General features: G+C 64.3%; 17 protein-coding genes. 16 read left to right on the top strand and 1 reads right to left on the bottom strand.

Annotation, left to right across the window (positions count from 1 at the left end; genetic code table 11):
* The first annotated feature begins 86 nt into the window (after positions 1–86).
* Positions 87–2,231 carry a polyribonucleotide nucleotidyltransferase gene (gene pnp, locus HA052_RS09915; protein WP_166451808.1) on the top strand — a complete coding sequence of 715 codons (2,145 nt, stop codon included), beginning with the start codon at positions 87–89 and terminating at the stop codon, positions 2,229–2,231.
* Between the two features lie 212 nt (positions 2,232–2,443).
* Entirely contained in the window at positions 2,444–3,145 is a 702-nt protein-coding gene (locus HA052_RS09920; protein WP_166451809.1) for a hypothetical protein, read from the top strand.
* 87 nt (positions 3,146–3,232) lie between these two features.
* On the opposite strand, the gene HA052_RS09925 is transcribed toward HA052_RS09920, so the two are convergent.
* Positions 3,233–3,910: a DUF3313 domain-containing protein gene (locus tag HA052_RS09925; RefSeq protein ID WP_166451810.1), complete on the bottom strand. Its 678-nt coding sequence runs from the start codon at positions 3,908–3,910 to the stop codon at positions 3,233–3,235.
* Between the two features lie 295 nt (positions 3,911–4,205).
* On the opposite strand from HA052_RS09925, the gene HA052_RS09930 reads away from it, so the two are divergent.
* From HA052_RS09930 to HA052_RS09995, 14 genes are all read left to right on the top strand, one after another.
* Positions 4,206–6,827 carry a family 20 glycosylhydrolase gene (locus tag HA052_RS09930; RefSeq protein WP_166451811.1) on the top strand — a complete coding sequence of 874 codons (2,622 nt, stop codon included), beginning with the start codon at positions 4,206–4,208 and terminating at the stop codon, positions 6,825–6,827.
* A gap of 371 nt (positions 6,828–7,198) precedes the next feature.
* The gene (locus HA052_RS09935; protein ID WP_166451812.1) at positions 7,199–8,413 is read left to right on the top strand and encodes an aspartate aminotransferase family protein; all 1,215 of its coding nucleotides are present in this window, start codon (positions 7,199–7,201) and stop codon (positions 8,411–8,413) included.
* A gap of 305 nt (positions 8,414–8,718) precedes the next feature.
* Positions 8,719–9,750: an arginine/ornithine succinyltransferase subunit alpha gene (gene aruF / locus HA052_RS09940; protein ID WP_166451813.1), complete on the top strand. Its 1,032-nt coding sequence runs from the start codon at positions 8,719–8,721 to the stop codon at positions 9,748–9,750.
* Positions 9,747–10,781, top strand: a complete 1,035-nt coding sequence (astA, locus tag HA052_RS09945; RefSeq protein WP_166451814.1) for an arginine N-succinyltransferase — start codon at positions 9,747–9,749, stop codon at positions 10,779–10,781. Before aruF ends, astA begins: the two co-directional genes overlap by 4 nt.
* Positions 10,781–12,241 (top strand): succinylglutamate-semialdehyde dehydrogenase, encoded by a 1,461-nt coding sequence (gene astD, locus HA052_RS09950; protein ID WP_166451815.1) that lies wholly within the window; start codon positions 10,781–10,783, stop codon positions 12,239–12,241. The genes astA and astD overlap by 1 nt, the downstream gene beginning before the upstream one ends.
* Positions 12,238–13,584 carry an N-succinylarginine dihydrolase gene (gene astB / locus HA052_RS09955; protein ID WP_346774552.1) on the top strand — a complete coding sequence of 449 codons (1,347 nt, stop codon included), beginning with the start codon at positions 12,238–12,240 and terminating at the stop codon, positions 13,582–13,584. Before astD ends, astB begins: the two co-directional genes overlap by 4 nt.
* A 600-nt stretch (positions 13,585–14,184) precedes the next feature.
* Positions 14,185–15,495 carry a lysine N(6)-hydroxylase/L-ornithine N(5)-oxygenase family protein gene (locus HA052_RS09960; RefSeq protein WP_081547664.1) on the top strand — a complete coding sequence of 437 codons (1,311 nt, stop codon included), beginning with the start codon at positions 14,185–14,187 and terminating at the stop codon, positions 15,493–15,495.
* Positions 15,492–16,544: an NAD(P)/FAD-dependent oxidoreductase gene (locus HA052_RS09965; protein ID WP_166451817.1), complete on the top strand. Its 1,053-nt coding sequence runs from the start codon at positions 15,492–15,494 to the stop codon at positions 16,542–16,544. The genes HA052_RS09960 and HA052_RS09965 overlap by 4 nt, the downstream gene beginning before the upstream one ends.
* Before the next feature lie 6 nt (positions 16,545–16,550).
* Positions 16,551–18,569 carry a class I tRNA ligase family protein gene (locus HA052_RS09970; RefSeq protein WP_166451818.1) on the top strand — a complete coding sequence of 673 codons (2,019 nt, stop codon included), beginning with the start codon at positions 16,551–16,553 and terminating at the stop codon, positions 18,567–18,569.
* The gene (locus HA052_RS09975) at positions 18,566–20,188 is read left to right on the top strand and encodes an AMP-binding protein (protein WP_166451819.1); all 1,623 of its coding nucleotides are present in this window, start codon (positions 18,566–18,568) and stop codon (positions 20,186–20,188) included. The genes HA052_RS09970 and HA052_RS09975 overlap by 4 nt, the downstream gene beginning before the upstream one ends.
* Positions 20,189–20,224: 36 nt before the next feature.
* Positions 20,225–20,830 (top strand): GNAT family N-acetyltransferase, encoded by a 606-nt coding sequence (locus HA052_RS09980; protein WP_081547656.1) that lies wholly within the window; start codon positions 20,225–20,227, stop codon positions 20,828–20,830.
* A 53-nt stretch (positions 20,831–20,883) separates the two neighbouring features.
* Positions 20,884–21,594 carry an alpha/beta hydrolase gene (locus HA052_RS09985; RefSeq protein ID WP_166451820.1) on the top strand — a complete coding sequence of 237 codons (711 nt, stop codon included), beginning with the start codon at positions 20,884–20,886 and terminating at the stop codon, positions 21,592–21,594.
* 132 nt (positions 21,595–21,726) lie between these two features.
* Entirely contained in the window at positions 21,727–22,698 is a 972-nt protein-coding gene (locus HA052_RS09990) for a cupin-like domain-containing protein (RefSeq protein WP_166451821.1), read from the top strand.
* A gap of 47 nt (positions 22,699–22,745) precedes the next feature.
* A complete protein-coding gene (locus HA052_RS09995; protein ID WP_166451822.1) occupies positions 22,746–23,963 on the top strand; it encodes an ATP-grasp domain-containing protein in 1,218 nt (405 codons plus the stop codon).
* The last annotated feature ends 135 nt before the right edge of the window (positions 23,964–24,098 follow it).

Consider the following 24,098-nt stretch of genomic DNA (forward strand, 5'->3'; position numbering starts at 1 on the left):
GGCGCAACAGGTCGGAATTTTTAGGGGTTCCCGTTGTTTTTTTAGCTTGCGATTATTTGTCACACACAAAAGATTAGGGAAACCCTGTGTTCAATAAAATCACTAAGTCTTTCCAATACGGCCGTCACACCGTGACCGTGGAAACCGGCGAAGTCGCGCGTCAAGCGTCCGGCTCCGTCATCGTCTCCGTTGAAGACACCGTAGTGCTGGTATCCGTGGTTGGCGGCAAGAACGTCAAGCCGGGCCAGGACTTCTTCCCGCTGACCGTGGACTATCTGGAGCGCACCTACGCCGCCGGCAAGATCCCGGGCGGCTTCTTCAAGCGCGAAGGCAAGCAGTCCGAGAAGGAAGTGCTGACCAGCCGCCTGATCGATCGTCCGATCCGCCCGCTGTTCCCGGAAGGCTTCTTCCACGACGTGCAAATCGTCGCCACCGTGATGTCGCTGAACCCGGAAGTGGATTCCGACATCCCGGCGATGATCGGCGCTTCCGCCGCTCTGGCCATTTCCGGCCTGCCGTTCGCCGGCCCGATCGGCGCCGCCCGTGTGGGCTACGCCAATGGCGAATACATCCTGAACCCGACCCGCACCGAGCTGGCCACCTCCGAAGTGGATCTGGTGGTTGCCGGTACCGAGCGCGCGGTGCTGATGGTGGAATCCGAAGCCAAGGAGCTGTCGGAAGCCGTGATGCTGGGCGCCGTGGTGTTTGGCCACGAGCAGATGCAAGCCGCGATCAAGGCCATCAACGAATTGGCCGACGAAGTGAACCCGGTGATGTTCGACTGGGCCGCTCCGGTGGCCAATGAAGAGTTGATCGCCCAAGTGCGCTCCATTGCCGGCGAGCAACTGGCCAACGCCTTCCGCCTGCGTCAGAAGCAAGCGCGCACCGTGGCGATCAACGATGCCTGGAACGCGGTCAAGGCCGGCCTGATCGACGAAAACACCGACACCCTGAAGGCCAATGAGATCAAAGGCATCTTCAAGGGCCTGGAAGCCGAAATCGTTCGCGGTCAGATCCTGGCCGGCGAAGCGCGCATCGACGGCCGCGACACCCGCACCGTGCGCCCGATCAGCATCCGCAACAACGTGCTGCCGCGCACCCACGGTTCCGCGCTGTTCACCCGCGGCGAAACTCAAGCCATGGTGGTGACCACGCTGGGCACCAAGCAGGACGAGCAGATCATCGACGCGCTGGCCGGCGAATACACCGAGCGCTTCATGCTGCACTACAACTTCCCGCCGTACTCCACCGGCGAAGCCGGCCGCATGGGCCCGCCGAAGCGCCGCGAAATCGGCCACGGCCGCCTGGCCAAGCGCGCGCTGGTTGCCGTGCTGCCGCCGGAATCCGAGTTTGGTTACTCGATGCGCGTGGTGTCGGAAATCACAGAATCCAACGGTTCCTCGTCGATGGCTTCCGTGTGTGGCGGCTGCCTGTCGCTGCTGTCCGCCGGCGTGCCGCTGAAGGCGCACGTGGCCGGCATCGCCATGGGTCTGATCCTGGAAGGCAACCGCTTCGCGGTGCTGACCGACATCCTGGGCGATGAAGATCACCTGGGCGACATGGACTTCAAAGTCGCCGGTACCGCCGCGGGCGTGACCGCGCTGCAGATGGATATCAAGATCCAGGGCATCACCAAGGAAATCATGCAGGTGGCGTTGGATCAGGCCAAAGAAGGCCGCATGCACATCCTGGGCCTGATGAAGGAAGCCGTGGACGGCCCGCAAGAGCTGTCCGCTCACGCTCCGCGTCTGTACGTGATGAAGATCAACCCGGACAAGATCCGCGAAGTGATCGGCAAGGGCGGCGAAACCATCCGCTCCATCACCAAGGACACCGGCTGCGAGATCAATATCGAGGAAGACGGCACCATCACCATCGCTTCGGTCAGCAACGAAGGCGCGGAAGCTGCCAAGAAGCGCATCGAAGAGATCACTGTTGAAGTGGAAGTGGGCAAGGTGTACGAAGGCACCGTGGTCAAGATCCTCGACAACAACGTCGGCGCCATCGTGTCCATCCTGCCGGGCAAGGATGGTCTGGTCCACATTTCCCAGATCGCCAACGAGCGCATCAAGAATGTGGCCGACTATCTGAAAGAAGGCCAGATCGTGAAGGTCAAGGCCATCGAAATGGACGACCGCGGCCGCATCCGCCTGTCCATCAAGGCCCTGCTGGAAGAAGAAGCGAAAACCGCGCAGGCGACTGCCGATTCCTTCGGTCTGAAAACCCAGTAAGCCAGCCTGAGCGCCGTTCCAATGCGGAGCGGCCGCCGGCTCAAATCACCCCCTGCCAAGGCAGGGGGTTTTTTTACGTCCGCTTTTAGCGCTTGCTTATTGCCGTCATGTAGGGTCTTTATGCCTGTCGCGCTTACTTACATGTCTTTTGATTGGAATTTTATGAATGAAAATGACAAAATGAGACGCTTTTGAATATTAGGAGTGGGTCGATGATGAGAAAAATATTGTTTTGCGCCTTGGTGTTCAATCTATTGCTAGCCAATGTCTGTAGCGCCGAAAGTGTGAAAACCCGCTATGGCACGGTTTCTGAAGATGGCGCCGGCCAACTGCACTTAGGCAAGAAACTACTGCATGACGCGGATGATAATAATATTTATCTGCAAGGAAGCTTTCAGCTCAAGGACAAGGATGTGGTCTTGTTCAACAGCCATTGCGGTGGCAGCGGCTGTGTGGAGCAAAGCTTTTATCTGCTGACGGTAAGCAAGGGAGGTGCCAGCAAAAAATTCAAGCTGGGGGATTTCTCCATGGGTGTCGAGGCGACCGCCCGTGTTGAAGGCGAACGTTTGAAAGTGGTTTTCAGTCCGGAGAACGGTAGACAGGAAACCGTGGTTTTTGATGGTGAAAAGCCGGCGAAGACGGTTAAGCGCGTCAAGTCCAAAGCGGAACTTAGCAAGGAGAACTGCCAGTGGGTTTATAAGTACGCCGATTCATGTGTAGACGCCGGTCAAAACGGCAATGATTGTAATGCAAAGCTACGCGATGATTTTCCCGGCTGGAGCGCACGCGGTATCGCCGAGCTTGATGATAGCTACAAGCCAGCAGCATTCGACAAGGCTTGCCGTTCAATGTGCTTGGCCAAGCGCAAGAATATAGGCTTTGATGCTTTTGCCAAGATCGTGTGCAAATCGTGATGTTCTACAGGACTAGCTTCTAAAGAGAGCTTGGATATAAAAACGCCGGTACCCGTGAAAGGGGCCGGCATTTTTCATGGTCAGCGTTCAGGGTTGGGCGGGATTGACCGCCATGCCTCGCGCCAGCAGTTTGGCGCTGTCGCGGCACCAGTCGTCGATCAGGTTTTCCAGGCTCTCCAATTTGACTGGTTCGCCGCGCTGGCGGCTCTTGTCGCTCTTGCGCAGATTGACGCTGCCGGCCAGCAGTTTGCCGCTATTGGCGTCTTCCAGTTGCCCCATGCTGGCCACCTTGGTCAGGTAAGGCTCCTTGCCGGCGGCCAGACGGCCCAGATTGAACACCGCCTTGATCGGCAGGATGTCCAGCGGTGCAACGCCCGGCCGTTCCTGGGCCATGCCGGTGACGGCCACGCGCAGGCGGGCGCTGTCCGGCAGCGCCTCGCGGCTGACCGGGATGCCGACCTTATGCAATTCCTCGGTCATCCGTCGCTGAAAATAGGCGGCGATCCGGTTTTCCTCGCCGCTCTGCAGCAATTGCCAATCGCCGTCCGGCTGGTGACGCATGAAATAGAGCGGCTCCACCACGATGGATTTGTAAGCGTTCAGTTGAGCGTCCGGGGCACGGTACAGCCGTTGCGAGGCATCGCGGTCCGCTGCCTTGAACGCGGTGAGCGGCAGGCTGAACAAGGTTTGCGGGTCTGTTGCGTCCTGGGCCAGTGCGGGCAGGGCGGCCAGCAATAGCAGGCCGAGCGATAGAGTCTTGCGCATGATGCGTTCCTGTTGGTATTGAGTGATGGCGCGCCGTCCGCCCGTAGCGGCGGATCCGGTGGCAACCGCGGCTAGACCGTCGGCATGACGCCGGCGTTCCCCGGCTTCACAGATATTTGCATTCCGCCATCATCATGCTAGCAGCCAGCGGCGGGAGAGCGCGATTTTGATCTTGAGCATTGAATACCACATTAATACCAGTTAGCCTGTGCCCACGGTGGCATGCGGATGACGAATGGGAGGCGGGCGGATAAGCTCCGCCGCGCGGCGCGCCACGCAAATCGCAGAGGTGAGCATGAGGACGAAACAACTATTGGCGGCGGGCCTGTTGTCGGCCAGCGCGCTGGCTTGGGCGCAGCCGGATGTCGCGGCGCTGGCGCGGGATCTGTCTCTGGCCGTAGCGGTGGACAGCAATAAGGGGGCGGCCGCGGGCGCGCCCTGCGTGGAGTTGGGCGCGGACTGGGGCAGCTGTTTGAAAGGGAGGCTGATCCTGCACAACCACGGTTCGGCCGCGGTGCCGGCCAAGGATTGGACTTTGTATTTACACAGCATCCGTCGGCTGCTGCGCGTGGATAGTCCGGACTTCGAATTGAGTCATCTGACCGGCGACCTGTACCGGCTGACCCCCAAGCCCGGCTTCGCCGGCATTGCCGCCGGCGCCAAGTTGGAGCTGCCGCTGGTGGCCGAGTACTGGATGTTGAACAACAGCGACGTGCTGCCGCGGCCTTACCTGGTGGCGGAGGGTCAGGCGCCGGCGGTGCTGGCGCGCAATGACGATGACGACGCCAGCTATTTGCTGCCCTTGCCGGGCGATGAATGGAAGTCGCCGGCAGGGGAGGCGCGGCCCTTGATGGACGCCGCCGAACGCTATAGAGAGTTTGCGCGCCGGGGCCCGCAACTAGCCGCCGCCGACGTGGCCGCGCGGGTGATTCCCGCCGCGCTGCGCGTCAAGCCGGACGGCGGCAAGGCGGCTGTAGGCGGCCTGAGCTGGCGGCTGCCGGCCTTGCCCCCGGACGCGCGCGCAGCGCTGGCGCAGCGCAGCAGTCAACTGGGCCTGGCCGGGCAGGGCCTGCCGGTCAGCGGCGCGGTGGTCAAGGGTTTGCCGGCCGACATCGCCGTCGCCGGCGGCTACCGCCTGCGGGTGGAGCATGGCGGCGCGCGCATAGACGCGCATGACGCCGCCGGACTGTTTTACGGCGCGCAGACCTTGCTGGGCCTGATCCCGCAGGGCGGGGGAGAGATCCCGACACTGACGGTGGAAGACGCGCCGCGTTACGGCCATCGCGGTTTCATGGTGGACGTGGCGCGCAATTTTCGTCAGCCGGCCACGCTCAAGCGCTTGATCGAGCAGATGGCCGCCTACAAACTCAACAAGCTGCATCTGCATCTGTCCGACGACGAAGGCTGGCGCTTGCAGATCAACGGCCTGCCGGAATTGACCGAGGTCGGCGCGCGCCGCTGCCACGATCTGAACGAGGATAGCTGCCTGCTGCCGCAACTGGGTTCCGGTCCGGACAATCGCTCCGGCGGCGGCTATTTGAGCCGCGAGCAGTATGTGGAATTGCTGCGTTACGCCAAGGCGCGTTTCATCGAGGTGATTCCGGAAATCGACATGCCGGCGCATGCGCGCGCGGCGGTGATGGCGATGGAGCGGCGCTACCGCCATCTCCAGCAACTGGGCCAGCCGGAAGCGGCTTCCGCCTACCGGCTGATCGATCCGCAAGACCGTTCCAACACCTTGTCGGTGCAGTTCTACGACCGCCACACCTATGTCAATCCCTGCGTGCCCGGCGTGCCGCGCTTTGTTGATAAAGTGGTGTCGGAAGTGGCCGCCATGCACCGCGAGGCCGGCGCGCCGCTCGCCGCTTGGCATTTCGGCGGCGACGAGGCCAAGAATATCCTGTTGGGCGGCGGCTTCCAGGACCTGTCCGGCAAGGATCCTGGCAAGGGCAAGATCAAGCTGGCGGAACAGGACAAGCCCTGGGCGCGCTCGCCGGCCTGCCGCGCCTTGTTGGCGGGGCAGCCGGGGAAAACTGTCGCCGACCTGCCCTTGCAGTTTGCCGAAGACGTCAGCCGCATCCTGGCGCGGCGCGGCATCGTCACGATGGGCGCCTGGCAGGATGGTTTGAAGGGAGCCAAATCGCCCAAGGACTTCGCCACGGCCAAGGTGATGGTGACCGAGTGGGACACCTTGTTCTGGGGCGCGGCCAAGGAAGCGCACGAGTTCGCCAACAAGGGTTTCCAGACCGTGCTGGCGATGCCGGATTATTTGTACTTCGATTTCCCCTATGAGCTTAACCCCAAGGAGCGCGGCTATTACTGGGCCTCTCGTGCTACCGACAGCTACAAGGTGTTCAGCTTCGCGCCGGACAATCTGCCGCAGAACGCCGAGGTGATGACGGATCGCCAGGGCAAGGCTTTCGAAGTGCCCAGCGAGGCCGCGCCGGCGCGCTTCGCCGGCATTCAGGGCCAGGCCTGGAGCGAGGTGATGCGCAGCGACGCCCAGTTTGAATACATGGCCTATCCGCGCTTGCTGGCGCTGGCCGAGCGCGCCTGGCACCGCGCCGGCTGGGAGCGGCCTTATCGCCAGGGCGAGCGTTATCAGCTAGGCGTCAGCCATTTGGTGGACCGCGCGGCCTTGAACCGGGACTGGCAGCAGTTCGCCGCGGTGCTGGGCTGGCGCGAGGCGGCCAAACTGGAAGGCGCCGGCGTTGGCCTGCGCATCGCGCCGCCGGGCCTGGCGAGCGGGGCGGCCGGGGTGTTGACGGAATTCCCCGGCCAGGCGTTGCAGTTCTCGCCGGACGGGCGCAACTGGACGCCGTATCGGCCGGGCCAGGGCGCGGAAGCGCCTTATTGGCGCGGCGTCAGCGGCGACGGCGCACGCTTTAGTCGACAGGAGGCGCGCGGCGGCGACTGAGCGCCGATGCGGGCAAGGCAAGGATGCCCGGGCCGCTGGCCTGGGCGTTTTTCATTGCGAATAGGCGCTTAGGCGTTGATTAAGGCAATAATGTTGATCTATCTTGCTCATCCCGCAGCGGGCCGGAGGGCGGCGTTTACAGCAGGACTGGACACAGTTGCCCTCTGTAATGGATGTTGTCGGACAAAATTTATTGCGCTGTATCAAGGAATGTATACGGCGGTGTCGCAAACCGGATATGGATTTGCGACGGGCTTACCTTAGAATCATTGAAACTTCATGAAATCGTCGATAAAGCCGGCATCACGACCGGCTCAGGGTTTCATGAGACGGATAAGAAACAACGATAGAGCAGGAAGGGAACCATCAAGATGAGCAATACTGTAACGCGCGCCGATTTCGACCAAGTCATGGTCCCCAATTATGGCCCGGCCGGCTTCATCCCGGTCAAGGGCCTGGGCTCCCGCGTATGGGACCAGAGCGGCCGCGAATTCATCGATTTCGCCGGCGGCATCGCCGTCAACTCGCTGGGCCATTGCCACCCGCAGCTGGTGGCGGCTTTGACCGAGCAAGCTTCCAAGCTGTGGCACGTGTCCAATGTGTTCACCAACGAGCCGGCTTTGAAGCTGGGCAAGCTGCTGACCGAGACCACCTTCGCCGAGCGCGTGTTCTTCTGCAACTCCGGCGCGGAAGCCAATGAAGCCGCCTTCAAGCTGGCGCGCAAATACGGTTCCGATCACTTCGGCCCGGAAAAGAACCAGATCCTGGCCTGCAAGAACTCCTTCCACGGCCGCACCTTGTTCACCGTCAGCGTCGGCGGCCAGCCCAAGTACACCGAAGGCTTCGGCCCGGTGCCGGGCGGCATCGCCCACTTCGAATACAACGATATCGAATCGCTGAAGGCGGCCATCTCCGACCAGACCTGTGCGGTGGTGATCGAACCCATCCAGGGCGAGGGCGGCGTGATGCCGGCCGACAAGGCCTTCCTGGAAGCCGCGCGCCAGTTGTGCGATCAGCACAATGCGCTCTTGGTGTTCGACGAAGTGCAAAGCGGCGTGGGCCGCACCGGCTCGCTGTTCGCCTACCAGGAATACGGCGTGACCCCGGACATCCTCAGCTCCGCCAAGGGCATTGGCGGCGGTTTCCCGATCGGCGCGATGCTGACCACCGAGAAAGTGGCCAAGAGCTTCGGCATCGGCACCCACGGCTCCACCTACGGCGGCAACCCGCTGGCTTGCGCGGTGGCGCACAAGGTGCTGGAACTGGTCAAGGAACCGGCGGTGCTGGACGGCGTGCGCGCCAAGCACCAGCGCTTCGTCGACGGCCTGAACGCGATCAACGCCAAATACCAGGTGTTCAAGACCGTGCGCGGCATGGGCCTGCTGTTGGGCTGCGTGCTGACCGACGCTTTCGCCGGCCGCGCCAAGGAGTTTCTGAAAGCCGCTGAAAAGCAGGGGCTGATGTTGCTGGTGGCCGGCCTGAGCGTGGTGCGCCTGGCGCCGTCGCTGGTGATCGAGGATCAGGACATCGACGAAGGCTTGGCGCGTTTTGAAGCGGCCATCGCCGAACTGACTTCAGCTCAATAAGAACGTGTTTACGATCTCGCGAGCAAGGGCGAGACAAGGCGAAAACGGCTGAGAAAGCGGAATGTACAAGGGGTACATGAGCATTTCGAAGGTGTTTTCAACGCTGTATCGCCGACGCGCAGCAGATCGTAAACAGGTTCTAAGAGCCTCGCAGCACTGATTCCGGGCGGTCGTAGCGGCCGCCCTGGCTCCAGACACAATACCGTTATCCGCCCACGTTCCTGCCCCCGGCAGGCGCGCGGGTGATGCTGCGCCGCGGTCCCGCCACGGTCCGGCCGGATTTCAGCGATTAGGGGAGATGTCCCATGCTTACCGTGCGTCCCGTCCGCACTGCCGATCTGCCCGCCATCGAACGCATGGCGGTGGCTAGCGGCATCGGCGTCACCAGCTTGCCCAACAACCGGGAAAAGCTGTTCGAACGCATTCAACAGTCTGTGTCCGCCTTCGAACACGAAGCCATCGGCGATTCAGGCTGCGAATACTATATGTTCGTGCTGGAGGAAGGCGGCCAGGTGCTGGGCACCGCGTCGATCAACGCTTCCGCCGGTTTCGACGAGCCCTTCTACAGCTACCGCAGCGAAATCTTCGTGCACGCCTCGCGCGCGCTGAAGGTCAACAACCGCGTGCATGTGCTGAATATGTGCCATGACCTGACCGGCATGGTGCAGCTGTGCGGCTTCTACGTGGACGGCCATCTGGAGCCCTTGGCCGCCGAGCTGTTGTCGCGCGCCCGGCTGCTCTTCATCGCCAGCAAGCGCGAGCGCTTTGGCCGCCGCGTGATCGCGGAGATGCAGGGCATTCACGACGACGCCGGCCAGTCGCCGTTCTGGAACGCCATCGGCCGCCGCTTCTTCAATATGGATTTCCTGCAGGTGGAACAGGCCTTCGTCAGCCACAGCAAGACCTTCATCGCCGAACTGATGCCCAGCTACCCTATCTACGTGCCGCTGTTGCCGGACGAGGCGCAGCACGCCATCGGCCAGATCCACGCCAGTTTCGAGCGCTCTTGCCAACGGTTGTGCAACGAGGGCTTCGAGGCCGACAACTACATCGACATCTTCGACGGCGGCGCGGTGCTCACCGCCGAAGTGGACCGGCTGAAAACGCTGGAAACCAGCCGTTGTTATCCGGTGGAAGTGCTGGCCAGCCTGCCGGAGCAGGCGCAGCCGCAGCTGTTGAGCAATCTCGAATCCAGCGAGTTCGCCGCCGCGGTGTGCCGCGTGGCGGTGGTGGACGGCGTGGCCTTCATCAATCCCGACGCCGCCCGCGCGCTGGGCCTCGCCAGCGGCGGCCAGGTTCAAGTGGCCGGTTTGCAGCAGAAGGAGTCCGCAGCATGATGTTCATCCGCCCCGTAGCCCACAAGGACCTGGACGGCCTGATGAATCTGGCGCGCAGCGCCGGCGTCGGCCTGACCTCGCTGCCGGTCAACGAAGAGCGGCTGTCGCGCCGCATCGCCCGCTCGGTGCTGTCTTTCGCCGGCGAGCTGGACAAGGCCGATCAAGGCTATGTCTTCGTGATGGAAGACGGCGCCACCGGCGCCATCGCCGGCATCTGCGCGCTGGAGGCCGCGGTGGGCCTGAAGGAGCCGTGGTACAACTACCGCGTAGGCACCATCGTCCACGCGTCCGAGGAGTTGGGCGTGTATTCGCGCCACGACACCCTGTTCCTGTCCAACGACCACACCGGCCATTCCGAGCTGTGCACGCTGTTCCTGCACCCGGACTACCGCGCCAACCGCAACGGCGGCCTGCTGTCCAAGAGCCGCTTCCTGTTCCTGGCCCAGTTCCCGCAGCTGTTCGGCAAGCTGGTGGTGGCCGAGATGCGCGGCGTGTCTGACGAGGCCGGCCGCTCGCCGTTCTGGGAAGGTTTGGGCCGCCATTTCTTCTCCATAGACTTCGCCCACGCCGACTACCTGACCGGTGTCGGCCAGAAGGCCTTCGTCGCCGAGCTGATGCCTAAGCACCCGGTCTACATCGACTTCCTGCCGCCGGAGGCGCAGGCGGTGATCGGCCAGACTCACGAAAACACCCGCCCAGCGGTGGCGATGCTCGAATCCGAAGGCTTCCGCTACGAGGGCTATGTCGACATCTTCGACGCCGGCCCGACGGTGCAGACCTATACCAGCGAAATCCGCGCGGTGAAGGAAAGCGCGACGGTCGCGGCGCGGCTGGCGGACCCGCTGCCGGAAGGCGACAAGAACTTCTACCTGGTGTCCAACGACTCGCTGGCCGGCTTCCGCGTCATCCTGGCCGAGACGCTGGCGCCCACCCATGAAATCCTGCTGACGCCGGAACAGGCGCAAGCGCTGAACGTGGAAGAGGGCGGCCATCTGCGCTGCGTCGCGCTCTATCCCAAGGAGAATGCATAGTGAGCAGCTTATTCATCAATGGACAATGGCTGGAAGGCGCCGGCGCGGCGCTGAACAAAACCAATCCGGCCGATAATAGCCCGCTGTGGCAGGGCCGCGCGGCCGACGCCGCCCAGGTGGACGCCGCCGTGACCGCCGGCCGCGCCGCGTTCAAGCACTGGGCGCGCACGCCGCTGGATGCGCGGGTTGCGGTGGCCAAGCGCTTCGGCGAACTCCTGAGCGCCAACAAGGACGCGCTGGCCCGCGTCATCGCCCAGGAAACCGGCAAGCCCTTGTGGGAGGCGCTGACCGAAGTGACCACCATGGTCAACAAGGTGGACATCTCGCTGAAGTCCTACCACGAGCGCACCGGCGAACGCGCCGCCGCCATGGGCGACGCCCAGGCGGTGCTGCGCCACAAGCCGCACGGCGTGGTGGCGGTGTTCGGCCCTTACAACTTTCCCGGCCACCTGCCCAACGGCCACATCGTGCCGGCGCTCTTGGCCGGCAACGCGGTGATCTTCAAGCCGTCCGAACTGACGCCGTGGACGGCGCAGGAAACGGTGCGCTTGTGGGCCGAAGCCGGCTTGCCGGCCGGCGTGATCGCGCTGCTGCAAGGCGCGCGCGACACCGGCGCGGCCCTGGCCGGCCACGCCGGCATCGACGGCCTGTTCTTTACCGGCAGCTCCGCCACCGGCGCGCTGCTGCACAAGAACTTCGCCGGCCATCCGGACAAGATCCTGGCGCTGGAAATGGGCGGCAACAACCCGCTGATCGTGGAAGGCGTCCAGGACATCGACGCCGCCGTCCACCACATCGTTCAGTCCGCCTTCGTCTCCGCCGGCCAGCGCTGCACTTGCGCGCGCCGCTTGCTGGTGCCGCAAGGCGCCTGGGGCGACGCGCTGCTGGCGCGGCTGGTGGAGGTGGCGGCCAAGCTGCGCGTCGGCAAATACGACGCCGAGCCGGCGCCCTTCATGGGCGCGGTGATCTCCAGCGCCGCCGCCGAGGCGCTGTTGCAGGCCCAAGCCGCGATGCTGGCCGCCGGCGGCAAGGCGCTGCTGGAAATGCGCCGGCTGACGCCGGACGCGGCGCTGCTGAGCCCGGGCATCATCGACACCACCGCCGCCGCGCGTCCGGACGAGGAATACTTCGGCCCGCTGCTGCAAGTGATACGCTACGCCGATTTCGATCAAGCCATCGCCATCGCCAACGACACCCGCTTCGGTCTGGCCGGCGGCGTGCTGTCCGATGAGCGCGCGCTGTACGAGCGTTATCTGTTGGAAAGCCGCGCCGGCGTGGTGAACTGGAACAAGCCCTTGACCGGCGCGTCCAGCGCCGCGCCCTTCGGCGGCGTAGGCGCCTCCGGCAACCATCGCGCCAGCGCCTATTACGCCGCCGATTACTGCGCCTATCCGGTGGCCTCGCTGGAATGCGACAGCCTGACCGTGCCGGCCCAACTCTCGCCGGGGATCACGCTGTGAACGCCTATGAAGTGAATTTCGACGGTCTGGTGGGCCCGACGCACAACTACAGCGGCCTGTCCTTCGGCAATGTGGCGTCCACCAGCAATGTCAGCGCCGCGTCCAATCCCAAGCTGGCCGCCAAGCAGGGCCTGGCCAAGATGAAGGCCTTGCACGACCTGGGCTTCAAGCAGGGCGTGTTGGCCCCGCACGAGCGTCCGGACGTCGCCAGTCTGCGTCTGCTGGGCTTTGGCGGCAGCGACGCCGAGGTGGTGGCGCGCGCCGCCAAGGAAGCGCCGGCCATCCTGGCCGCGGCCAGCTCGGCCTCCTGCATGTGGACGGCCAACGCCGCCACCGTCAGCCCGTCCGGCGACACCGCCGACGGCCGCGTGCATTTCACCCCGGCCAATTTGAACAATAAATTCCACCGTTCGATCGAGCATCCGACCACGGGCCGGCTGCTGCGGGCGATGTTCGCCGATGAGTCCCGCTTCGCCGTGCATCCGGCGCTGCCGGCGCAGATGCACTTCGGCGACGAGGGCGCGGCCAACCACACCCGTTTCTGCGCCGAGTACGACGGCGCGGGGGTGGAGTTCTTCGTGTTCGGCGCGGCGGCTTTCGATGCCCGTTATCCCAAGCCGGCCAAGTTCCCGGCGCGCCAGACCCTGGAAGCCTGCCAGGCGGTGGCGCGCTTGCACGGCTTGAGTGCGGAGCGCGTGGTCTACGCGCAGCAGGACCCGGACACCATAGACGCCGGCGTGTTCCACAACGACGTGATCTCGGTGGGCAACCGTCAGGTGCTGTTCCACCACGAGAAATCCTTCCTCGATCAGCACAAGGTGCTGGCCGAGCTGAGCGCCAAGCTGGCGGCTGTCGGCGGCGACTTTGTCTCGGTGGAGGTGCCGGCTGCGGAGGTCAGCGTCGAGGAGGCGGTGAAGAGTTATCTGTTCAACAGCCAGCTGCTGTCCAAGCCGGACGGCAAGATGATCATCGTGGTGCCGGAGGAGTGCCGCAATCAGCCGCGCGTCTGGACCTACCTTGGCAAGCTGGCCGCCGGCGGCGGCCCCATCGACGAGGTCAAGGTGTTCGACCTCAAGCAGAGCATGCAGAACGGCGGCGGCCCCGCCTGCCTGCGGCTGCGCGTGGCGCTGTCCTCGGCGGAGATCGCCGCGGTCAACCCCAAGGTGCTGATGAGCGACGCGTTGTTCGCCACGCTCAACGGCTGGGTGGAGCGTCACTACCGCGACCGCCTGAGCAGCGATGACCTGGCCGATCCGCAGCTGCTGATCGAAAGCCGAACCGCCTTGGACGAGTTAAGCGGCATCCTGGGCTTGGGTTCGGTGTATCCCTTCCAGCTGGCTTGAGCCAGTATCGCGGCTCTCTGATTACAAGTCAGGTGCTCTAGCAAAACAGGCCGGGAATCCCGGCCTGTTTTGCGTTTGAAGCGGCGGCGTCCGTCCGGATTCGCCGTCATCGTCGTCGGGATGACGACAGATTTTATTCCCCCGAAAACTGTCCTGATTGATGGTATCTATTTGACGATTATCATCTATTTTTGGTTTTTAATGTTGTTTGACATGACAAAAGTCATGTGATAACTTGAATGACATTGGAATATATTGATCGATACGGCTTGCGGAATTCGTCCTCTCAGCCAGGGAAAACGGGGGTTTTCGGCGAGGCTGTCCATGGCGGCGTAGCGGCATGGAGTTGGGCGAGCGTGGAGACGAAATGACGCCTGGGGCGTTTCTACAACGGGATACGGCCTGGTCTTTAGTACTGGTCTGGACGAAACAGCGGATGTTCATGCCGGAGCGGGCGGTGTTTCGTCCCCGGCGATGTTTTGGCGGTTTTGCGGTTGTTGTTGATTGCGAATGAGAGTGCCGGTTGGATTTTCCGCCGCTGCGACGCGCAGTTCATCGCGGCTCCTTTTGTCTTGCATACACTTCGAGTGCCAATACACCATGAAATACCACTGCATCGGCATCGGCAGCGGGCCGTCCAATCTGAGCGTGGCTTCGCTCTTGCATGGCCAGCACGACATCAAGAGCATCTTCTTCGAACAGAAAGCGGCGTTCACCTGGCACGACGGCATGATGATTCCAGGCGCGGGGCTGCAGGTCTCCCTGTTCAAGGATCTGGTCACGCTGGCGGACCCGACCAACCGCTTTTCCTTTGTTTCCTATCTGCATCAGCACGGTAGATTGCTGCAGTTTCTCAATGCGCGATTCGATCAGGTGTCGCGATTGGAATTCCGCGACTATTTGAAATGGGCGGCGGAGAGCAACGGCAATATCTGCTTTGGCGAACGGGTGCTGGAGGTGGATTTCGACGGCGCCGCCTTCGTGGTGCAGACCACGAAACGACGGGTGCAGGGCGACAATGTGGTCGTCGGCGTCGGCATTGTGCCGGAGGTGCCGGACTTCGCGCGTTCCTGTCTCGACGAGGTTACGCATTTCCACATTAGCGATTTCGCCGCCAAGGCCGGCGTCGCGGCGGGCAAGCGCGTGTTGGTGATAGGCGGCGGACAGTCCGGCGCCGAGGTGGTGCTGGATTTGCTGCGCCGAGGCGGCGGCCAGGCGCCGGCCGCGCTGAGCTGGTTGTCGCGCCGGGAGAACTACTTCCCGCTCGACGATTCCCCGTTCACCAACGACCTGTATACGCCTACTCATTCCAACTACTTTTACGAGCAGGACGAGATATTCCGCAGCGCCTTCATCAAGCGCAATCTGCTCAGCAGCGACGGCATTTCCGAATGCACCTTGCGCAGCCTTTACCAACAGATCTATTCGCTGCGCTTCATCGAACGCGCGCCTATCGACATCAGCTTGCTGCCCTTCCGCGAGGTGCGCGCCATCGGCCGGAACGGCGAGCGCTGGTCCATCGCCGCCAGCCATTTGGGCGCCAACGCGTCGGAAACGCTGGAAGCGGACGTGGTGATCTGGGCCAGCGGATTCAAGCCGGCGCCCACGCCCTTCCTGCAGCCGCTGCGGGAGCGCCTGGAGCGAGAGGGCGAGGAAATCGCCGTCGACCGCGATTACGCGGCGCTGGGCAAGCTGCCGCGCAATCGCAGCTTGTTCATTCTGAACGCCATCCGCCAGCAGCGCGGCTTGGCCGATCCCAACCTCAGCCTGACCGCGTGGCGCAGCCAGATTGTCATCAACCGCATGCTGGACGCGCCGCGCGTCGACAACGTCGACGCCGCCTTCGTGTCCTGGGCGCCGCTGGCCTCGACGTTCGCGGCCGAGCGCAAGAGCAAGAGGGAATGGGCATGACGGCGCCTCGCATCGTCGTCGTCGGCGGCGGCATTCTCGGCTGCACGATAGCCGCGCGCCTGCTGGAGCGCGAGCCGCGGGCCCGGCTCACCCTGGTGGATCGCGGTTTGGTCGGCGCGGGAGCGTCGATGTATTCCGCCGGCGTCCATTTCCCGGTGGGGCGCTCCGAGCGCGTGCGCCAACTGAGCGCGGCCAGCGCGGATTACTACCAGACCTTGCGCGCCCGCCATCCGCAGCTGCCCATGTACGGCTTCGACTTTTTCGTCGCGGCCGGCGCGGCCGACGCCGAGGAGGTCCGCGCCCGCTGCGCCGGCCTGCTGCCCTTGTCGGCGGAGGAAAAGTCGCGCGTCGCGCCGGATCTGCCGGCCGGCCGCGAGCTGTGGCGGATGCCGGACTGTCATGTGACGGATGTGCAGGGGCTGGCCTTATGGTACGCGCAGCGTCTGCGCGATCGCGCCGAGGTGTTGGAGGGCGTCGGGGCCGAGGCGCTGGACGAGAGCGCCGACGGCGTTCGCCTGACCCTGTCCAGCGGCCGGGAGCTGGCCGCCGACGCCGTGGTGCTGGCCCCCGGGCCGTGGGTCAACGAGGGCTGCTGGAGCGGGCTGACCGCCGGGCTAGGCGTCCGCGTCAAGAAAGTGGTGGCCCTGCATATTCAGTGGCCGGCGGAGGAGGGGGCCGCGCTGTTCTTCCCCGCCGAGGACGCTTTTCTGGCGCCGCTGCCGCACCGCGGGCATTGGCTGTTCAGCTACACCTGCCAGCAATGGGACGTGTCGCCGGAGCAGTGCCGGCAGGCCAGGGTGGAGGCCCGCGAGATCGCCGAGGCGCGCGAGGCGTTGAAGGACGTTGCGCCGGAGCTGGCGTCGCTGGCGGGCTCGGGTAGGGTGTTCTGCGACGCCTACAGCCCAAGCCGCGAGCCGCTGGCGCAATACCTCGGCCGGCATCGACGCATTTTGTTCGTCGGAGCGTGCAACGGCTCCGGTTATCGCCTGGCGCCCGGCGTTGCCGCGGAAGCCGTCGCCCTGCTCAACCACACTCTCACCAAGGGGTAGCCGATCATGCACATCATAGAATTGAACGAAGCGCAGCTGGCGCCGGCTTTCGGCATCGAGATGGCTTCCATCGCCGGCCTGGGTGAGCAGGAGCAGGTGCGGCTGGCCTACGGCGTCGTCGAGCCCGGCGGGGAAAGCCAGCCGCACAAGCACGACGAGCTGGAAGCCTTTCTGATTCTGAGCGGCGAAGGCGTCATCGACGCCGACGGCCGCTCCCAGCCGGTGCGCGCCGGCAGCCTGGTGCTGTTCAAACCGTTTGAAAAACACGTGTTGCGCAATACCGGCGAGCAGCCGCTGCGCTTCTGCGACTTCTACTGGCGGGACGCGGCCAAACGCGAGGCCGCCGCGCAAGACAACGGCGCCGCGCGTTTGAAGGGGCGTCCTGTGTTCGTGTTTTCCACGCCGCCCACGCCCAACGGCGACTTGCACCTGGGCCATCTGTCCGGCCCCTATCTGGGCGCCGATGTCTATGTGCGCTTCCTGCGCGCCAACGGACACGAGGCCTATCACCTCACCGGCAGCGACGATTACCAGAGCTATGTAGTGGGCCGCGCCCGTCAGGAAAACAGCAGCCCTCAGCAGGTGGCCAGCCATTACTCGGCGGCGATCAAGTCCACGCTGGACCTGATGGACATCCACCTGGATCAATACACCATCACCACCCGCGACCCGGCTTACGCGGCCGGCCTGCGCGATTTCTTCTCGCGCCTGGTGCGGGGCGGCGCGCAGCTGCGTTCCGACGCGGCGCTGTTCGACGCCGAAACCGGCGACTATCTGTACGAGGTGGACGTTTCCGCCAAGTGTCCGAGCTGCGGCTCGCCCTGCGGCGGCAATATCTGCGAGGAGTGCGGCGAGCCGAACAACTGCGTGGACCTGGACGCGCCGCGCTCGCGGCTGTCGGACGCGACGCCGGTTACCGGCGCCATCCGCCGCTACATGATCAATCTATCCGCCTTCAAGGATGCGGTGGAACAGCATCAGCGCCTGAGCAAGGTGTCGCCGCGCTTGCAGCAATTGGCGGAGCGGGTGCTGGCGCGCAAGGACTATTGGGTGCCCATCACCCATCCGGCGCAGTGGGGCGTGCCGCCGGCGGAGGAGGTCGAGGGCGAGCAGGTGATCTGGGTGTGGCCGGAAATGGCGTACGGCTTCCTATACGGCATCGCGGAATTGGGCGGCCGGCTGGGCAAGCCCTGGCAAGCCGACCGGCCGCAGCCGGACTGGAAGATCGTCCACTTTTTCGGCTACGACAACAGCTATTACCACTCCATCCTCTATCCGGCCTTGTACCGGATGGCCTTTCCGGACTGGCAATGCGATATCGACTACAACGAGAACGAGTTCTACCTGCTCGAGGGCCTGAAGTTCTCCACCAGCCGCCGGCACGCGGTATGGGGCAAGGACATCCTGAGCCCTGACAGCGTGGACGCGGTGCGCTATTACCTGGCGCGCACGCGCGGCGAGCAGGAGCGGACCAATTTCACGCTGGACGACTTCCATGCGTGCGTGGAGCGGACGCTCTTGGGCCAGTGGCAGGCCTGGCTGAGCGGCCTGGGCGAGCGCTTGCGGCAGGATTTCCAGCAGCGCGCGCCCGACGCCGGCAACTGGACCGCCGCTCACACCGCCTATTTCGACGCGCTGAGCAATCGGCTGACCAGCCTGAGCACCCATTACGGCGCAGACGGTTTCACGCTCAACCGCGTGGCGGAAGAGCTGGACGGGCTGGTGGCCGGCGCGTTGCGCTTCGCCAAATCGAACGAGCGCATCCGTCGGAATCCGGCGCTGCGCGACGAGTACCGGACCGCGATCGCGCTGGAACTGGCCACGGCCCGTCTATTGGCTCAGGCCGCCGGCCCCTTGATGCCGCGCTTCGCCCAGCGCCTGGGCCGAGCCTTGGGCATGGAGCGCGTCGACGTCTGGCCGGAAAGCGTGGAGCTGTCGCCGCCGGGCACGCCTTTGAACTTGGCGGAGCAGCGTTTCTTCACGCCGCTGCGCCGGGCGGGCGCGGAGGAGGAAGGGCGGTCATGAGTGAGATGATGTCTCAAGCGCCGCGCGGCCCGGACGTCGATCTGGTCAACGCCATCGCGCTGCGCGGATGCGATGACGAGCGACATGTCATCCGCTTCCCGCAAGACGGCGCGGTGCGCGCCTGGACGCTGGCCGAGCTGGACCGCAAGGCGGCGCGCGTGGCCCGGCGCTTGCAAGCGCTGGGCTTGCGCCCGCGCGACCGGGTGGGCGTGTTGTCCCGCAACCGGATCGAATTCGTGCTGCTGGATCTGGCCGTCCTGAAACTGGGGGCGGTGACCGCGGGCTTCGAGGCCGGGCGCTTCGAGCCGGCGCGTATCGTGGACCTCTACGGCTTGAAAGCTTTGTTCGCCGAGGGTGTGGACCGCTCGGGCGCGGTTTTCGACATCGCCGAAGTGTATGCCTGGGCCGAACACGCCGAGGCGGACGCGACGGAGCGGCCCTTGCACGCCGGCTACGACCCGGCCGACGTGCTGGCGATCAAATTCACCTCGGGCAGCACCGGCGCGCCCAAGGGCCTGGAAGCCACCGTCGCCAGCGTCAACAGTTCCATCAATGAAGTGCAGGCGATGTTCGGGCATGGGGACGGTGACAATCTGCTGGTGTTCCTGCGGCTGGCCTTGCTGCAGCAACGCTACTGGATTTATTCGGCGCTGGCGTTTGGACACGACCTCACGCTTTCCGATCTGGATCAGGCGCTGGACATGGCCAAGGCCTGCCAGCCCACCGTCGTCATGGGCGTGCCGGGCTTTTACGAAGCCTTGCGCGCCAGCCTGTCGCAGCGGCACGGGGACGGCGATCCGGCCGCCCGCGGCGCGCAGATCCAGGACGCGCTCGGCGGGCGCGTCCGTTATCTGTGGACCGGCTCCGCCCCGGCCAGCCGGACCGTGCTCGAATTCTTCAACCATGCCGGCGTGCCCTTGTACGAGGGATACGGCAGCAACGAGGCCTGCATCGTCGCCAAGAACCACCCCGGCGCCTTCCGCCTGGGCAGCGTGGGCAAGGTGCTGCCGAACAAATCCATCCGTTTCGACCAGGACGGCGTCTTGATCGTGGCCAGCCGTCATCCGGTCAACTGCCGCTATACCTGGTGCGATCCCGGCGTCAGCGAAAAAAGCTTCCTGCCCAGCGCCGAGGTCAAGACTTGGGACTTGGGCCATGTGGACGAGGACGGTTTCCTGTACATCCACGGCCGCGTGGACGACGTCTTGACCATGGCCAGCGGCCGCAACGTGCTGGCGAGGCCGATGGAGGAGGGCTTGCGCCGGCATCCGGACGTGCATGAATGCGTGCTGTACGGCACCGGCAAGCCCTTTATTACGGCCATCCTGTCCCCGGCGCTGGCCGGGGCGGACGCCGAGGCCTTGCGCCGGCATATCCGGGCGCTGAACGAGGATGTCTTCCAGGAGGCGCGCATCCTGGCGGCGCTCATTGTCGACGAGCCGTTTTCCATCGAGAACGGCCTGCTGACTTCTCAATTCAAGCCCAAGCGCAAAATGATTCATCAGCGTTACATGGCGCAGCTGGACGACATCTATGCGCGCCACGCGCGGACGCCGGAAGCGTTTTCGGCGGACGCGGCGTATGTGCGGGATGGCCGGGCGCCGCAGCCCTCTTTCTGATACACGGCCCGCTTAAACCTATGCAAGGAGCGATAAATGACTTGGCGTAATTTGAAGGACCTCACCCTGGAAAACGAACGCGTGCGTTTGCGCCGGATTCAGATCGGCGATTACGCGGCGTTTGAGCGCATCGTGTTCGAGCCCGCCATTTGGGAGTATTTCGTCGCTCGCATCCAGACGCCGGACGATCTGGGCCGCTTCCTCGAGCAGGCGATACAGGACACCCTTAACGGCAGCCGCATCGTGTTCGCCATCATCGACCGCCAAACGGACCGCATCGTCGGCAGCACCGCTTACGGCAATCTCGCCGAGGGCGAGCGCCGCCTGGAGATAGGCTGGTCCTGGCTGTGCCGGGACGCGCGGCGCACCGGCATCAACCGCGCGGTCAAGTTCGAACTGCTCAAGCACGCGTTTGAAGCGCTGGAATGCGAGCGCGTGGAGTTCAAGACCGACGTGTTGAACGCCGGCGCGCGCGCGGGCCTGGCCGGCATCGGCGCGACGGAGGAAGGCGTGCTGCGCAGCTTCAACTTCATGCCCGGCGGCCGTCGCCGCGATGTGATCTATTACAGCGTGCTGCGCCAGGAATGGGAGCGGGTCCGCGCCGAACGCTTCCCGACGCTGGCCGCCGCGGCAAGCCGTTGAGCGGCCGGGCCGGCATCAAGATGGACGCCCCCGACATGTCCGCGAGCCCGTCGATGAAAACGGAAGACTTTGTCTTTAGCGCCGGCGAGCAATGGCTGGCCGCCACCCGCGTGCAGCCGGACGCCGGCGCGGCAAGCAGCATCCTCACCCTGCACGGGCTGGGCCAGACCGCGAACCGGCACACCATACGCTATGTGCTGGACCACTTGGCCGGGCATGGCCTGGCTTCGGTGTGCTTCGAATTCTCCGGCAACGGCGACAGCAGCGGGGCGCTGGAAGAGGCCTGCCTGCGGCGTCGTTACGAGGAAACGCTGGCCGCCGCCGAACATCTGGACAAGCGCGAGTCGCTGACCCTGATCGGCACCAGCATGGGCGGCCATCTCGCCGCCTGGGTCGCGCCGGTGCTGAAGCCCGCCTGTCTGGTGCTGTTCTGCCCGGCAAGCTATCCGGCCGATGCCGCCGAATCCCGTTTCGACGGCGGGCTGGCCCGTCCCGCCCCCTATCCGGACTCCCCGGCCTATGCCGGCCTGCGCGAATTCAGCGGCGACTTGCTGATCATAGGCGCCGGCAAGGACGCGGTGGTGCCCGCCGAGACGCTGGACGGCTATCTGGCCGCGGCCAAGAACGCCCGCAGCAAGCATATTGTCTGGCTGGACGACTGCGAGCATTTCATCCATCGCTGGCTGCCGCATCAGGACGCTTTGCGGCCGCAAGTGCTGACGACGATAAGGGACACCATTCTGCGGGCGCGCGCCCGCCAATAAGACCGACTAACAAAACCCCTGATCCCGCGTTGCGCCTCCTTGTCGTACGACTTGTACTGCCCGCGTCGGCGCGCCTTGGCTCAGGTTCTCTGCGAGGTTTTGTTAGCGGCTCTAAGTCTATTGGAGGAATCCATGCAAAACGCTCCCGTTCTGATCGAAGCGAATATCCTGAAGCGGCGCGATGTCGCCAGCTTGCAGATCGTTGAAAACGCTTTCTCCGACGGCCCCGTCGCCGAGGCCTTGCGCCGGGCGCCGGGCATCGAGCGCCGCCGGGGTCTGAGCAAGGAGGTGTTCGACCGCGAATACCGTCACCAGCAGCGGCCGGTGATTCTGGAAGGCTACGCCGCCGACTGGCCGGCGGTGCGCCATTGGAGTTTCGAGCATCTGGCCCGGCGCTGCGGCGCAACGCCGGTGGTGGTCAACAGCTATAGCAGCCAGCGTTCCGCCCAGGCCAGCTTCGCCGAGTTCGTCGACATGCTGATGCGCAACGAGGGGCCGGAGACGACGCCCATCTATCTGCAGGAATGGTATTACCAGGCCTCCTGCCCCGAACTGGCCGAGGACATGCCGGAACTGGACATCGCCCAATACGATTTCCGCCGCGATCTGTACGGCGAGGTGATCTCCACCAATCACCAGCTCTGGCTGGGCCAGCGCGGCGGCGTCACCCGGCTGCATCAGGACTCCTACACCATAGACGTCATGCATGTGCAGCTGGTGGGCGAAAAGCATTGGACTGTTTTGGGGCCGCAGGCGATGTTGCCGGAAACGGAGACGGGGGATGCTGATCTACAAGCGCTGGCCGACGATCCCGCCGCCCAACTGATGCAATGCACGCTGAAGCCCGGCGACGTGCTCTATCTGCCGGCGCTGTGGTTCCACCGCATCAAATTGCTGAGCAACTCCATCGGCCTGGGTCGGAAGTGCCTGGACCAGGCCAATCTGCAAACCCACATCCGGCAACGGATGGCGGAGCTGCTGGCGCTCGCCCTCAATCCGGAAGAGGTCAAGCTCACCCATCCCGAACTGTTCAATGTGGTGATGATGCGCAACCGGGTCTGGGCCAAGCGCATGGGCATCGATTTGTCGAAACTGCGCCCATGATCCGGTTTTCGTCCCGCGGTTTGGGATACCTCATCAGGAGAGAATAAATGAAGCAAGCGCATGTATTGGTTGTCGGGGGATTGAACCACACGCTGGATAGGCTGGAGCAATTGGGCGCCCGCTATTCGATGATGCAGATCCCGGAGCGCGTCAATGAGCGGCAGTACAGCGCGGCCGCCCGTTACGCGGTGATGGATTACGAAGACATGGAAGAGGTGTTGCTGCTGGCGCGCGCCTGGCACGCCAAGGACCCGTTCGACGCGGTGGTGTCCTTCACCGAATACGGCCTGCATCCGGCGTCGCAATGCGCGATCGAGCTCGGCGTCGCCGGGGACAATCTGGAAGCGGTGCTGAACACGCGCGACAAAATCAAGATGCGCGAGCTGCTGGGCCGCCAGGGCCTGAGCCCGGTGCGATACCAGGTCTGTCAAAGCCTGGACGACGCGAGAAGCTTTTTCCACTCGCTCAATGGCGAGGCGATGGTGCTGAAGCCGTTTGCCGGCGGCCTGAGCGAGGGCGTGTTCTTCGTGGATGAGGACGCGCATCTGGAGGAACGCTGGAACGGCTCCCGCGCGGTGATGGACGGGCCGGTTCTGGCCGAGGAGTTTTTACACGGCCCGGAGTACAGCGTGGAGTCGCTGTCCATCAACGGCCGGCATGAGATCGCGATGATCACCGAGAAGGAAGTCACGGCGCTGCCGCGCTTCATCGAGCTGGGCCACCAGGTGCCGGCGCGGCTGGACGAGGCGCAGCAGGCGGCGGTCAAGACCTTGGTCAGCCGTTTTCTGGACGTCATCGGCCAGAAAACCGGGCCCGCGCACACCGAGATCCGCCTGACGCCGTCCGGGCCCAGGATCATAGAATCGCAAACCCGGATAGGCGGCGATCAAATCTGGGAAATGTGCGAGCTGGTCAGCGGCGTCAATCTCACCGGCGAAACCATGGCGGCGCTCACCGATCTGTCGCGGCCAGCGCGCAAGCCCGCGGCCAAGGCCGCCGCCATTCGTTTCTTCTCCTACGAGAACGCCCGTATTCTGAGCGTGAGCGGCATTGAGCAGGCGAAAAGCGCCCAGGGCGTGGTCCGGGTGGAGTGTCAGCTGCACGCCGGCCTGCGCTGCGAGACGCTTAAATCGTCCAACTCCCGCCAGGGCTACGCGCTGTGCGTGGGCGACACGATAGAGCAAGCCGTCGCCAACGCGGAGGCAGCGCGCGACGCGGTGCGGGTGGAATGGGAGCCGCTTAGCGTGGAGCAGGGCGGACTTTGAATCGTTTCTTGGATCAACTCGAATAAGAGCCGCTAACAACACCTCGCAGAGAACCTGAGCCAAGGCGCGCCGACGCAGGCAGTACCAGTCGTACGACAAGGAGGCGCAACGCAGGATCAGGGGTTTTGTTAGCGG

It is taken from the genome of Chromobacterium fluminis (assembly GCF_011602385.1).
Lineage (GTDB): Bacteria > Pseudomonadota > Gammaproteobacteria > Burkholderiales > Chromobacteriaceae > Chromobacterium > Chromobacterium fluminis.